Here is a 12,740-nt window from a genome sequence, read left to right as displayed (position 1 = left end):
ACAGCCCTGACCGGTAGGCATAGCGTGCAACATTCTCCGTTCTGGCGGGAAGCGCGGCGCGGGCATGCTCTGGTGCCGACCGCTCTTGCCGGATAATCCAGCTTCCTTTGCACGGGAGCACCGAGCTCGGCATCACATGGCCCGCTATCTTCCCTTCGCGCGCACCGATCGAGGCATGCGCTTGGAAGATACCCTCGTGCCGGGAACTAAACTAACAGCTCATGTTCCTAGATTAGTAGCAGGGTTCCGGGAAGAAGCCTGGCGGCAAGCCGGCGGTCTGTAAGGCTACCTTGATTAAGCAGGCATCTAATAGCCTGTCGTAGGCAACGGATTTAGTGCGGATGAGCGTAATGGCTAGAACAGCAGCAACAGAGAGAGCGCGAGGGCGCCAAGCCGAGCGGCTGAGGGAGATTCCAAAGGCCGGGTGGCGCGACATCTTGTTGCGCACAAAAAGCGAGATCAGCAATGACCATCTGTCCATGGCTGCGGCTGGGGTGGCCTTCTACGCCATGCTGGCATTGTTTCCCGCATTAGCGGCGATCATCTCGATCTGGGGTCTTGTCTCAGACCCGCAGCAGGTCATGCAGCAGATCCAATCGGTTAGTGGGATGCTGCCGGATCAGACAGCAGCGATCATCAAAAGCCAAGCAACGAAGGTCGCCTCAGCCTCCGGTGGTGCAGTAAGCTTGGCGGCGCTCGGCAGCGTGCTGCTCGCCGTCTACAGCGCATCGAAAGGGATGAAGGCGCTGATTGAAGGGCTGAACATGGTCTACGACGAAGAGGAAAAACGCGGCTTTATCAAGCTCAATCTCGTCGCGCTCATCCTCACCATCGGCTTAGTCTTAGTCATGATTGCGGCGCTTGGCATGATTGCGGCTATACCGGCGCTACTGGGCAGCCTCGGCCTTGGGGCAGTGACCAAGACCGCGGTAATTTGGCTGCGCTGGCCGCTTCTGTTCGTGGTGGCCATAGCCAGTCTTGCCCTCATCTACCGGTATGCGCCGAGCCGTACCCAGCCGCGCTGGCGGTGGGTAAGCGTAGGAGCGGTGGTCGCGACGCTGCTCTGGATTGCCGGCTCCTTTGCTTTTTCGTTTTACACACGCAATTTCGGCAGCTACAACGAGACCTACGGCTCACTTGGCGCCGTCATTATCCTTCTGACCTGGCTTTGGCTATCCGCCTTCGTAGTGCTGCTAGGCGCGGAGCTCAACTCTGAGGAGGAACATCAGACCGCCCGCGATACAACTCGAGGCCGGCCGCAGCCGATGGGCAAGCGCGGGGCGCATGCCGCCGATACGATCGGAGAGAAGCCTGGCTGATTCACCCCCTACATGGGTGCGTTCTCCTTAAACGCGTTTCACGAGAATGCATCGGAGCGGTGGGGGCGGCAGCTACTGTGCGAATGATCGGCGAGCGGCCTTGGCTACCAGCCATCACGCTATTGTCCGCAGTTATTGAGAGTTTTCTAACGTGCATATAAATTAATTATTTTTATCTTTAGTTTTTGCATAAAAGCCGTTTCGAAAAATTCTGACTTCGACCCTGGATTTCGACAGCAAAGATGCCGGCTTTTAGTGTCGGGTTCCGTGCGATCCTATTAGGCAGAGGGGCTGGCGTTTGTGCGTGGACCGTGTGCGATGAGACAACTCTACCGACACCTTGGAGCCCGATGGTGCCTCTCACTTTACACCCCCTGGTTCGCACCACGCTGCGCACTCGCGTGGAGATCAAGGCCGAAGCGCCGGACCAAAGCGATCAGACTCTGGCTCGGCTTTATGGAGTTGCCGCACCCACCGTGCGCAAGTGGCGTGAGCGCGAGTGCACAACCGATCGCTCACAGCCCAGGGAAAAAGCCCGCGGGCGAGCATGTCTTTGATCGCCAGTGCGCGAAGCTCGACATTGAGCACCGTCTGATCTAGCCCCGCTATCCACAGACCCACAGTATGGTGGAGCGATTCGGCGGGCGTATCAGCGACGTTCTCGCTACTACGCACTTTCGTTCAGGCGAGGATTTGCAAATGACCATCGAGCACTATGTGAAGCTCTACAATGAGCACTTGCCGCAACGCGCACTGAAACACCAGACTCCGTTGCAGGCATTACACTCTTGGCGCGTTGTGCGCCCAAAGTTGTTTGTCAGGAAACCAAAGAATTAGACGGGAATTTATGTTTTGGTGACATAAAATCGATTTGTTCTCCGCTCCGGGAACTTAATTCGAATCTTTTTCTCTATAACGCATATGCAGATGAGACAAACGCAGTTTATTCCTGGCGGACGGAGAATAGCTCATGGAAATTACTCAATTGTTACACGATGACCACCAGCAGGCCATTCAGCGGCTAAACCAACTGCGCAGGGCGAGAGAAAGCGCGGAGCAGCATCAACTTTTTCGGGAGCTTAAAGACGAGCTTGAGATCCATGCCCAGATCGAAGAAGAGCTTTTTTATCCAGCGCTGCATGGCTCTGGAGGAAAGGATCTGTGCGTTGATGAGTGCATCGCTGAACATAAAAAGGTTCGATTGCTGTTGTCGCAGCTGGAGCAAATGATACCTGGTTCCGATTCGTGGGCACGGAGTTTAGATGCGCTCAATAACGAGGTTGAGCACCATATTAAAAAAGAGGAGCGTGAGCTTTTCCCGAGGATGCGAACTCTTTTGACCCAGGAAGCGCAGGGAGCGCTTTTGGAGCGGATGGCCGCGCGAAAAGCGGACCTCTCCAGGCAGGGCGAGCGTATGGAAGCGCAGCATAATAGGAGGAACGGCGCAGCGGAACAGGCGGCCGCGCAAACATCGGAGCAAGCTTACGAATATGCCCGCAAGATGGGAGAGCAGGGGGAGGCGGCGGTCGCGCAGGGAGCGGGAGTCGCCGCGGAGCAGGCACGACGGGCCGCCGATGCGTTGTATGAGACCAGCGACAATCTGGAAAAGCAGGACCAGGAGCGGCTTTCGCAGTACCTGCGCACAGCTGCGAACGGCCTGAATCGGTTCTCGAGCCGCCTCACCGACGGCGATATCGATGGTTTGCTGCAGGAGGCGCGGGCCAACGCTGAGCGACATCCAGCGCTGTTGCTAGGCGGCGCAATCGCGGCGGGCTTTCTCTTGACCCGTTTCCTCAAGGCCACCGCGCAGCCCTCTACGCGCCCGGCACAAGACGGTAGCGAGAATGTAGTTTTGCCCGGAACGCCTGCGCCGCCGGCGACCTCAAAGCCAGCCGTGATCCAACCCTTATCCGCACATTCACAGGAGACTCGCTAATGGTACAGCAGGCCTATAAAGAGCAGCCGAAAGTTTCGCCGGAACCCCTGCGCGAGATCAAGCCCAACAATCCCTCTATTATGCGACTTTTCTCCGATCTTCTGCAGGAAACAACCAGTTTAGTGCATAACGAGGCGAGTCTCGTCAGGGCGGAGATCTCGCAGAAAGTAGTCCAGGTTCAAACCGGGGCCGTTTCTCTGATCATCGGGGCTGTGTTCGGTATACCCGCTTTGACCGTGCTGCTGGTGGCCGGCGTGCTGGGGCTCACCCATGTGTTGGCGCCGTGGCTCTCAGCGCTCATAGTCGGAGGCGCGGCGGCGATTGTGGCTCTCATCTTTTTGATGGTGGGTCGCGCAAAGCTCAATGCTAAGCAACTCGCGCCGGAGCATACAGCGGCATCCCTTAAAGAGGACCGCCGACTAATACAGGAGCATACGCGATGAATAGAGAAACGACTGAGCGGCATGCAGCGCGCGCCGAGGCGAACGCCGACATCGATACCATTGAATCCATGCTCGCTGCTAACCGGGCCGCACTGGATAAGACATTGTCCGAGCTTGAGGAGCGGGTTTCTATGGAGGGGCTGGTGCAGGTGGCGATGGATCGTCTGCGTGGTGACAGTGGTGCAGAGTTCTTGCGCAGCCTACGTGACTCCGCGCTCGACAATCCGCTGCCGATTACGCTAGCCGCCGTTGGCCTCGCCTGGACCGCCTGCTCTCAAAGCAATAATGGCCGAGCGGCCGGCCTCTCGGCTGGGGGGCTTTCCAAGATGCGTCGCAAGACCGCCAGCGCGGCTAGCCGAGCGAGCGAAGAGGCTGCGGAGCGACTCAGGATGGCGAAAGCGCAGGGTCGCGAATGGAGAGAACGCGGCGGCGAAGCGGTAGATGATGTCCGAGAGCGGGTAAGCGAGGTCGGTCGTGACGCGGCCGAGTGGACGCGGCGGTCGATCGAGCAAGCCCATGGTTTAGCTAGTGAATACCCGATGATCGTGGCCGGCGCCGGGTTAGCGCTCGGCGCCGCTTTGGCGGCAGTGCTTCCCGCGACTCGAATAGAGAACGAGCGGCTGGGGCCGGCGCGGGACTGGACGGTGCGCCGGGCCCGGGAAGCCGGCGCTGCGGCCCGCGAGGGCGCCGAAGAGGGGCTTCAAGGAGGCGCCTCCGGTGCCAAAGGGGTGCAGGTGCAGGCCGAGGGCGTTTCCAGTCCGCATGGTGCTAACTCGCACGGCAGCAACGCCGGTTTTCAGCACAACGTGACCGGTTCGCATTTTATCAAATGAGCGGGCACAGATAGATCATAGGGTCACTGTGCTCGGCGGTTACTGTTATCATGGGTGGCGGCGTGGATAAGCTCGTGCATGAGCCTCTGCGCCGTCTTTCGCTCATTGTCGATCGCCTCGCAAATCTCTGCGAAGCGGGCCTCGTCTTCGCGGAGGTTTTTGAGTAATTCCGTGCCTAGGCCGATTGCGTGCAGGCACTCCCGGACATCGTGGCTGAGTTGCCGCAGTTGTTCGTCCTGGGACTGTTTTTCATGGTCAGACATAGCATGTCCCTTCGGTAAGCCGGTAAAGGTTGGCTCACTCCGCCGGCAGCAAAAATCCGGCTAGCAGCTCTTTGAGCTCGGTGGATGCGACCGGTTTGACCAGATGAGCGTCGAATCCCGCCTCTTGCGAGCGTTGTCGGTCGGTGTCCTGGCCGTAGCCGGTGACGGCCACGATCCGCACGTTTTTTGATTGCGCGTCCCGCCGGATGCGGCGGGCTACTTCATAGCCGTCCATGTGGGGCAGCCCAATGTCCAGCAGGATCAAATGCGGTTGAAACCCCGATGCTTCTTGCAAGGCGCTGGGGCCGTCGTGGACCACGCGCGCCTCATGACCCCATGCGCGTAGCAGCAGCGCCGACATTTTGGCCGCATCCACGTTGTCATCGACGATCAGGATCCGCCGCGGCCGGCAATCCTGGGGTGCCGCGGTGCGCGGACCCGTGGTGTCCGCCGGCCGGGCTTGCGAGGACGCCACCGGCAGGCGTACAACGAACTCGCTGCCATGCCCAAGGCCCTCGCTATAGGCGTCAACGGTTCCACCGTGCATCTCGACTAAGCTTTTGACCAGCGCCAACCCGATGCCTAGGCCGCCCTCGGATCGCTCCAGCGACCTCTCGGCCTGGCCGAACAGCTCGAAGATGCGGGGAAGCGTATCGGCCGCGATGCCCTCACCGTCGTCGCGCACCCGGGAGATGGCCCGGTGGTCGTCGCGTTCGATGCGCAGGTCGATATGCCCATTATTGGTGCTATACTTCGAGGCGTTGTCAAGCAGGTTTCCGAAGATCTGCTCCAGCCGGGTGGGATCGGCGTCCAGCCATATCGGCTGTTGGGCCGGTTCAATAGACAATTGCTGCCCGCGGCGGTCGATCAAAGGGCGCATTCGCTCCACGGCCCGCTCGACTATGGTGTTGAGATCCACCCGTTCGGGACGCAGGCGGATACGGCCGCTCGTGATGCGCGAGACGTCCAGCAGATCATCGATCAAGCGGGCCATATGTCGCACCTGCCGTTCGATGATTTCGCGAGCCTCCTCATGCAGGGCGTTCTCCCCTTTCTGCCCTATGAGTTGCAGGGCATTGAAGATCGGCGCCAACGGGTTGCGCAGCTCGTGGGCAAGCATCGCCAGAAACTCGTCCTTACGGCGGCTGACTTCGGCTAATTCTTTGGCCTGCCCCTGGATCTGCCGCTCCATGCGCTTGCGCTCGGTGATATCGCGCGCGATCTTAGAGGCACGCGAAACCCGGCCCCGAGCATCTAGAATCGGAGACACGGTCAGCGAGATGTCAACCAATGTGCCATCCTTGCGCTGGCGCACCGTTTCGTAATGATCGACGCGCTCACCGCGGCGAATGCGCTCCAGAATATTTGGTTCTTCATCCATGTGATTGGGGGGAATGATTATGCCGATCGGTTGGCCGATCGCTTCCTGGGCTGTGTATCCGAAGATGTGCTGCGCTCCGGCGTTCCAGGTCTGAATGATGCCATTGAGGTCTTTGCTAACAATGGCATCCTGCGAGGATTCCACGATAGCCGCAATTCGGGCGCTCTCCTCTTCTGCCCGCTTGCGCTCGGTGATGTCGGTGAACAGGACGGCGACTCTTCGGCTTTTCGATCCACCGAGCCGGAAGGCATAGCCGTCGAACCAACGAGCTAATGCCTTGGCTTCGTTCGTAAAGCGAACGGGTTCGCCTGTGAGGGCGACCTTGCCGTAGATTTCAAACCAGTGGGCTTCGTGAGCGGGGGCGAGCTCGCGCATTCGCTTGCCGAGCGCAGCGGAGAAGCCGGTTTGCTTCTCGAACGCCGCGTTGATTTCGACGAAGCGATAATCGGTGGGCGTGCCGTTGCGGTCGAACAGCATTTCGATCACGCAATACCCTTGGTCCATCGACTCGAAGAGCGTTCGATAACGCAATTCGCTTTCGCGCAGTGCTGTTTCCGCCCGCCTGCGCTCGGTTATATCCTCGATGGCAAGCAGAATCCGCTGAGTCTGTTGCTGCGGGTCGCGGATGCGCCGGGCGTTGAGCAACATGATGCGTCGGCCCAGCTGCTCGAAGCCGTATTCGACCTGGAAGTCCTCCACGGGAACATTCTGCGGTAGGATTTGCTCCATCAGCTCGCGCAGGCGCGGGATATCCCATTGACGATTGCCGAGCTCGTAGAGGCATCGGCCGAGTGTCTCGGTGCGTCTGACGCCGAAGGTGCGATAGAATGCACGGTTGGCCCTTTCGGCGTGCAGCCGCTCGTCGAGCACGAGCAAAGGCTCGCGCACGGTATCGATGATGTTTTCGGCGTAGTCGCGTGCCTCGGCGATGGCCAACTCGCTGCGTTTGCGCGCGTCGATGTCCAACAGCACCAACACCGCGCCGTCCAGCTTGTTATCCAGTGTCAGATAGGGGCGTATGTGCAGGGAATACCAGCGCCTGGCTGAGTCCCGCACCTCGCGAACCACCTCGCGTACATGGGCGATGGCCTCGTCGGCGAGGCGTTCCAGGTCGAGCGAGGAGGCTTCGCCGGCGACAGGGTCCAGAACCAGGTTGTGCCGGATGTGGTCGATGGGCCGGCCCACGTCGCTGGCCAGCAGGCCGAGCTGCTCTCCCGCCTGCTCGGTAAAGCGGCGGACGGTCAGATCGCGACCGAGCAGCACGATGGCGAGCCCGGTCGAGGTTTGGAGATTGGCCAGGTCGTTGTTGAGGCGGTTGAGCTCGGTGTTGCGATTGGCCATTTCCTCGTTGACGGTGGCGAGCTCTTCGTTGGAAGACTCAAGTTCTTCTTTAGAGGTCTCCAGCTCCTCGTTGATGCTCTGCAGCTCTTCGTTAGCGGATTGGACTTCCTCGTTGGCCGCCTCATGCCATTCCTGCATCGATTGCAGGTAGTCGCGCGTCTCGGCGAGCTCGGTTTCGAGCTCGGCGATGCGCTTGGCTGCCTCGTCGCGTGGCAAGCGGGCGCCGCGCGGCGATTGGCGATCGGGCAGCGGTAGCCGTTCCCCCGCACCCGCGTCCTCAAATAGAATCAGCAAGCAGCGCTCGCGCAGGTTTTTGAGCGGAATGACTTCCACGTTCACTCGCCGTATCTCGCCGTTTTGCTCGATCTGCACGCCGTCCCTGCGGGCGGAGTCATTTGCCAGCGTCGCTTGCGTGATCGCGGCGCGCAGCGCCAGCTTCAAGTCATAACGCGCTATCCTGAGCACGTCGAAGCTTGCCTTGCCGCTCGGCGGCGCGAGGTAGGCGCCGGTCGAACCGCGGAATTGCAGGACTTGCAGCTTGTCGTTGACGAGCACGCCGGGCGGGCCGAACCGGTTGACCACGATCCGGTCCGCTTCACGTTGAGCGTTGAGTTCGCCGCGCAAATCCTCCGCTGCTGCCTCTTGCCCTGTCGGCAGGAAGGGCAGGGAGCGTTCGCTGCGCTCCTTGCGCAGCGAACGCTGAAAGGCCGGCATTGGGCCGGCTTTCTTGATATAGATCTTGTGCTTTTTGTCGATCGGCTCGAACAGATCGGTGAAGCCGCCGCCGGATTCCGAGGCGCCCAGCAGCAGGAAGCGCTGCGGTTTCAGCGCGTAATGGAGTGTCAGCAATACCTTCTTCTGCAGGTTCGACTCAAGATAGATCAGCAGGTTGCGGCAGCTGATGAGGTCCATTTGTGAAAACGGTGGGTCGCTGATGAGGTTCTGCCGGGCGAACACCACCATTTCGCGCAGCGCCTTGCTGATGCGATAGCCATTTTCTTCTTCGACGAAGAACCGCTGTAGGCGCTCCGGGGTGATGTCCTGGGTAAGACTCCTGGCATAGAGGCCTTGGCGGGCCTTGTCCAGCAGCGCGTCGTTGAGGTCGGTGGCGAAGATTTGGAGCTTGCGCAAGCGCGGGGCCTGCTCCGCCGCTTCCACGTAGGCGATGGCAAGCGAATACGCTTCCTGCCCGGTGGAGCAGCCGAGCACCCAGACGCGCAGCGGATCGTCGCCCGGCTGCCTGAGGAGCTTTGGCAGAATCTCGTGCTGCAGCGTGTCGAAGGTTTTGGCGTCGCGGAAGAAGCCGGTCACGCTGACGAGCATGTCCGAGTAGAGCGCATCGAGCTCTTGGGCGTTGCCACGCAGGAAACGGGCATACTCCTCCAGCGTGTTCTGCGTGTTGAGCACTAGGCGCCGGGAGATGCGCCTCTGAATGGTACTGGCGCGGTAGAGTGAGAAATCTATCCCGGCGTGGTCGCGCAGGAGCCGCAGGATTTTCCGATAATCCTCCTGCGCACGCTTTGACTCGGCCCGCTCCCGGCCAGCAGGCCGCGCGTCCGAAAGCGGCGTGCTCTGCTCGTCCCCGTGCGCCGCCGCCGCGGCTGCATCGTCTTGCACGGGTGCGTCTGGTGCGCAGGGGTGCTCCACGGCATAAAGGTGGCGCGCAATTCGGGCGAGCTCCTGGGCGATGCGCGCCGGCGTAAGAACGAAATCTACGCAGCCGGCCGCCACGGCGCTGCGGGGCATCGAGGCGTAACGGGCCGAATCACCCTGCACGAAAGTGACTCCACCCGCGGTCTTGATCGCTTCCAGGCCCAACCTGCCGTCGCTCGCCGTACCGGAGAGCACTACGCCGATGGCCCATTCGCGCTGATCTTGCGCCAGCGCCTCGAAAAAGGCGTCGATCGGCCGGTGCAACACGCGCCCCTGCGGGAGTGGCTGTACCTTTAGCACGCCCCCGGTGATACCGAGGCTGGTGTTAGGGGTGATCACATAAACGTGATCGGCTTCTACCCGGAGGTTATCCGTGGCCGCGCGCACCGGCAGTGACGTGGCGCGGCTCAGAAGCTGGGTGAGCGTGCTGTCGTGCTGTGGATCCAGATGCTGCACCAGCACGAATCCCATGTCCGTATCGGGCGGCAGCTGCTCGAGTAGCGCCATGAGCGCTTCCAGTCCGCCGGCCGAGGCGCCGATGCCGACGATCGGCAACGATCCGCCTGCGCACCGCTTCTTCGGGATGTCCCCCGCCGGCTGCGGCACCTCAGAGTTTCTATTGCTCATCATGCGGCGTTTGTCCTCAGTTGCGGCTCGTTTAGCGACCAGAGCCTGGCCGCCGGCCTGGGGAACGTGATTCGGTTTTTGAACATTGGTAAGGGTGGCGGTAAGGCCCCATCGATACTGTATGCTAGAACAGAAAGGCTCTAGATACCGGGCGGAGGATAACTCCGTGCCGGTATCTGCTTGCGCAAGGGTAAGCGCATTAAAGTGCACGCCGTGGGCTATGGTTTGGGCGGGATGCTGCTCTCGATCGCCGTAGCGGCGCTGGCCCGCAACGGAGAGACGATTAGTTGGCGAGCCTATCCTTGTTTGCCACGTTGACTGATTTCGAGGAGGTGGGTGAGCTGATCTGTTCAGCGATGACAGCCAGGTTCGTTTCCAACACGCCCTGAACGCAAAGGGTAACTTCGGCTTCGATCGGACAATCCCGCTCGACCGTTCCCGTTCTGTGCTTGATTTGCGTCTCAGGAGGTAATATACGTATGTCATATGTCGCGATCGACCGATACGCAGAAGGCGCAACGTCTCAATGCGGCCTATGGGTTGCTCGCGCGTGGGCTGAAGGTGGCGGAGGCTGCCGTGTTGTTGTCGCGCCAATTCACGCTGTCCCGACGTCAGGCCTATCGCTACATCGAGGCGGCCCAGGCAATCGGCCGGCCGGTGCCAGTGACCGAGCCAACGACGGCCGTGACGTTCAAGCTTCCGCCCAGTTTGGTCGACGCGATTCGAACGCGGGCTGCGGCCGAGGAGACGACGATCAGCGACATGGTCAGTCGGGCGCTGCGCGCGTTTCTCGACGAAGCCGGCGGCAATGGCTGACCGGCGCGGCGCCAGTGATCGCAGCGTCCGTCTCGAGCATGCGTTTGACCGTCTCCTCGCCGTCAAACTGGAACAGGTCTATGGGATTTTGGTACCGGAGCGGGTCCGTGTCGCCGGTGTGGGACCGTGCGTAAGGGAGGGGAGCGATGAAGATCGCCGCGATTTATGCCCGGGTATCCTCCGACCAACAGAAGGGAGCGAACACGATCGCCAGCCAAACCGCGGCATTGATCGAGTTCGCCCGCGAGCAGGGGTTCACCGTACCCGATGAATGGATAATCGAGGACGAAGGTTTCAGCGGCGCCAGCCTGCTGCGGCCCGGCTTGGAGCGGCTGCGCGACCTCGCGGCCGAGGGCCAAATCCAAGCAGTGCTCATCCACTCGCCGGATCGGCTGAGCAGAAAGTATGCCTATCAGGTTCTGCTGACCGAAGAGTTCGCCCGCCATGGTGTCGAAGCCATCTTCATCAAGGCGCCGCATTCCGCCACGCCCGAAGATCAGCTCATGCTGCAATTCCAAGGGATGATCGCCGAGTACGAACGCGCCCAGATTCTCGAACGCTCCCGCCGTGGCAAGCGTCACCGCGCCAAATCGGGCGAGATCTCTGTGCTTGGCGGGGCGCCCTACGGCTATCGCTACATTCGCAAGATGCCCGAAACGCCGGCGCGTTACGAGATCGATGCCGCCGAGGCGGCAGTCGTGCGGCTGGTGTTTGAGAAATACACCGTCGACGGTCTGAGCATCGGCGCCATCGCCCGGCTGTTGCGGGAGATGGGCCCTCCGACACGCCGGCGAGTGACCCGTTGGGAGCGTTCGGTCGTGTGGGGGATGTTGCGCAATCCCGCCTATAAGGGCACCGCCTGCTTCAACAAGACACAGGTCGGGCCGAGGCAAAAGGTGACCAAGCCATTCCGTCTGTCGGGTCGGTCGGTCCATGGTGAAAAGACCAGCGCACATGAGCGGCCGCGCGAGGAATGGATCGAAGTGCCGGTCCCCGCCCTTGTCAGCGAGGAAACCTTCGCTTTGGCGGCCGAGCGCTTGGCCGACAACAAGCGTTTCGCACCGCGCCGGACCATCGAGCCCAGCCTTGTGCAGGGCTTGGTCTCGTGCCGCAAATGCGGCTACGCGCTCTACCGCGCGTCGACCCGCACGAGTGCACGCAAAATCCACTATTACCGCTGCCTGGGTTCGGATGGCTGGCGTCATCTCGGCGGATCCGTGTGCGACAGTCGCCCGATCCGCCAGGACCTGCTCGACCACATCGTGTGGCAGGAGGTGATGCGGCTGATCGCCGATCCGGGGCTCATCAACGCCGAGCTTGACCGCCGCCTGGATGCGGCCCGTGCGAGTGAACCGACGAAGAAACGCCAGGACGCTGTCGAACGCGACCTCACGCGCCTGAGCAAAAGCATGGACCGCCTGGTGACCGCCTACCAGGAAGACCTCGTGTCTTTGGACGAACTGCGAGGCCGCATGCCCGAACTGCGGGCCCGCGAACAGGGATTGAAATCCGAGCTGCAGGCAATCTTCAGTCAGGCCGCCGACCGCATGTCGTTCCTGCGTTTGGCCGAAACATTGACCGCTTTCCTCCAGCGACTGCGGGAATCGGCAGAGACTTTGGAAATCAGTGACCGCCAGAGAATCGTCCGCTTGCTGGTTAAGGAGGTCTTGGTTGATGATGATACTATCACCATCCGCCACTCGATCCCGGCGCAACCAACTACGCCTTCGGCCAGCACCCAACCGCCACCCTCCAATGGCAATGTGACGATCCCCGACCAAAGTTACCTTTTGCGTTCAGGGTGTCTAGAGGACGTCATGTGGCAACAAGGCTATCTTGGAGACTGGCAGATGAAGGGTGTATTCCAGCTTTTGCAGTCGAACGATCTCATTTGGTCGCAGCGGGTGTAGGAATATCTGATGGGCGAGCGCGCCCACGCTCGATCTGATGGCCTGGAGCACGAACGGCACGCGCATGCCGTTTCGCATGCACTCGGAGTATTTGCGCCGCCTGTATCTGGCCAACCAGCTTGCCGAAGTCCGTTATCGGGTCGATGGCTATCCTGCGGCCTTGAGCGACAGCGAGCTGTCGATATTTGTGGTCGGCACCCGCAAGGACTAAATCGCGC

At 60.8% G+C, this 12,740-nt stretch carries 10 protein-coding genes and 1 pseudogene; 9 read left to right on the top strand and 2 right to left on the bottom strand.

What is annotated here, in order from left to right:
• The first annotated feature begins 341 nt into the window (after positions 1 to 341).
• The 6 genes and pseudogenes from NB231_RS07370 to NB231_RS07345 all read left to right on the top strand — a co-directional run bounded on the left by NB231_RS07370 (position 342) and on the right by NB231_RS07345 (position 4,531).
• Positions 342 to 1,319, top strand: a complete 978-nt coding sequence (locus tag NB231_RS07370) for a YihY/virulence factor BrkB family protein (RefSeq protein WP_332247692.1) — start codon at positions 342 to 344, stop codon at positions 1,317 to 1,319.
• A 350-nt stretch (positions 1,320 to 1,669) separates the two neighbouring features.
• On the top strand, positions 1,670 to 1,876 hold the full coding sequence (locus NB231_RS07365) for a hypothetical protein (RefSeq protein ID WP_005001137.1): 207 nt from the start codon (positions 1,670 to 1,672) through the stop codon (positions 1,874 to 1,876).
• Positions 1,877 to 1,931: 55 nt separating this feature from the next.
• Positions 1,932 to 2,156: pseudogene (locus tag NB231_RS07360) on the top strand (integrase core domain-containing protein); the annotation flags it as partial.
• Between the two features lie 133 nt (positions 2,157 to 2,289).
• A complete protein-coding gene (locus NB231_RS07355) occupies positions 2,290 to 3,255 on the top strand; it encodes a hemerythrin domain-containing protein (RefSeq protein WP_005001133.1) in 966 nt (321 codons plus the stop codon).
• A complete protein-coding gene (locus tag NB231_RS07350; protein ID WP_005001131.1) occupies positions 3,255 to 3,698 on the top strand; it encodes a phage holin family protein in 444 nt (147 codons plus the stop codon). Before NB231_RS07355 ends, NB231_RS07350 begins: the two co-directional genes overlap by 1 nt.
• Complete coding sequence (locus NB231_RS07345) at positions 3,695 to 4,531, top strand: hypothetical protein (protein WP_005001130.1); 837 nt, start codon at positions 3,695 to 3,697, stop codon at positions 4,529 to 4,531. The genes NB231_RS07350 and NB231_RS07345 overlap by 4 nt, the downstream gene beginning before the upstream one ends.
• 23 nt (positions 4,532 to 4,554) lie before the next feature.
• Here NB231_RS07345 and NB231_RS07340 read toward each other — a convergent pair whose 3' ends face one another.
• Both NB231_RS07340 and NB231_RS16755 read right to left on the bottom strand, forming a co-directional pair.
• The gene (locus NB231_RS07340) at positions 4,555 to 4,794 is read right to left on the bottom strand and encodes a hypothetical protein (protein WP_005001127.1); all 240 of its coding nucleotides are present in this window, start codon (positions 4,792 to 4,794) and stop codon (positions 4,555 to 4,557) included.
• 34 nt (positions 4,795 to 4,828) lie between these two features.
• Positions 4,829 to 9,799 (bottom strand): PAS domain S-box protein, encoded by a 4,971-nt coding sequence (locus tag NB231_RS16755; protein WP_005001124.1) that lies wholly within the window; start codon positions 9,797 to 9,799, stop codon positions 4,829 to 4,831.
• 483 nt (positions 9,800 to 10,282) lie between these two features.
• Between NB231_RS16755 and NB231_RS07330 the strand changes: the two genes are divergently transcribed.
• The 3 genes from NB231_RS07330 (at position 10,283) to NB231_RS18470 (ending at position 12,733) form a co-directional block, all read left to right on the top strand.
• Positions 10,283 to 10,612, top strand: coding sequence for a ribbon-helix-helix protein, CopG family (locus NB231_RS07330; RefSeq protein WP_005001121.1), 330 nt, complete (start codon positions 10,283 to 10,285; stop codon positions 10,610 to 10,612).
• Positions 10,613 to 10,758: 146 nt separating this feature from the next.
• Positions 10,759 to 12,522, top strand: coding sequence for a recombinase family protein (locus NB231_RS07325; protein ID WP_005001120.1), 1,764 nt, complete (start codon positions 10,759 to 10,761; stop codon positions 12,520 to 12,522).
• 37 nt (positions 12,523 to 12,559) lie between these two features.
• Positions 12,560 to 12,733, top strand: a complete 174-nt coding sequence (locus NB231_RS18470; protein ID WP_005001119.1) for a hypothetical protein — start codon at positions 12,560 to 12,562, stop codon at positions 12,731 to 12,733.
• Positions 12,734 to 12,740 lie beyond the last annotated feature (7 nt).

It is taken from the genome of Nitrococcus mobilis Nb-231 (genome assembly GCF_000153205.1).
Lineage (GTDB): Bacteria > Pseudomonadota > Gammaproteobacteria > Nitrococcales > Nitrococcaceae > Nitrococcus > Nitrococcus mobilis.
This window is presented reverse-complemented; position numbering and strand designations above follow the sequence as displayed.

Bases quoted from the DNA above. Each gene is read 5' to 3' on its own strand.
- NB231_RS07365 (WP_005001137.1), top strand. From the start codon at position 1,670: ATGGTGCCTCTCACTTTACACCCCCTGGTTCGCACCACGCTGCGCACT.
- NB231_RS07370 (WP_332247692.1), top strand. From the start codon at position 342: ATGAGCGTAATGGCTAGAACAGCAGCAACAGAGAGAGCGCGAGGGCGC.
- NB231_RS18470 (WP_005001119.1), top strand. From the start codon at position 12,560: ATGGCCTGGAGCACGAACGGCACGCGCATGCCGTTTCGCATGCACTCG.
- NB231_RS07340 (WP_005001127.1), bottom strand. From the start codon at position 4,794: ATGTCTGACCATGAAAAACAGTCCCAGGACGAACAACTGCGGCAACTC.
- NB231_RS07330 (WP_005001121.1), top strand. From the start codon at position 10,283: ATGTCGCGATCGACCGATACGCAGAAGGCGCAACGTCTCAATGCGGCC.
- NB231_RS07345 (WP_005001130.1), top strand. From the start codon at position 3,695: ATGAATAGAGAAACGACTGAGCGGCATGCAGCGCGCGCCGAGGCGAAC.
- NB231_RS07350 (WP_005001131.1), top strand. From the start codon at position 3,255: ATGGTACAGCAGGCCTATAAAGAGCAGCCGAAAGTTTCGCCGGAACCC.
- NB231_RS07325 (WP_005001120.1), top strand. From the start codon at position 10,759: ATGAAGATCGCCGCGATTTATGCCCGGGTATCCTCCGACCAACAGAAG.
- NB231_RS07355 (WP_005001133.1), top strand. From the start codon at position 2,290: ATGGAAATTACTCAATTGTTACACGATGACCACCAGCAGGCCATTCAG.
- NB231_RS16755 (WP_005001124.1), bottom strand. From the start codon at position 9,799: ATGATGAGCAATAGAAACTCTGAGGTGCCGCAGCCGGCGGGGGACATC.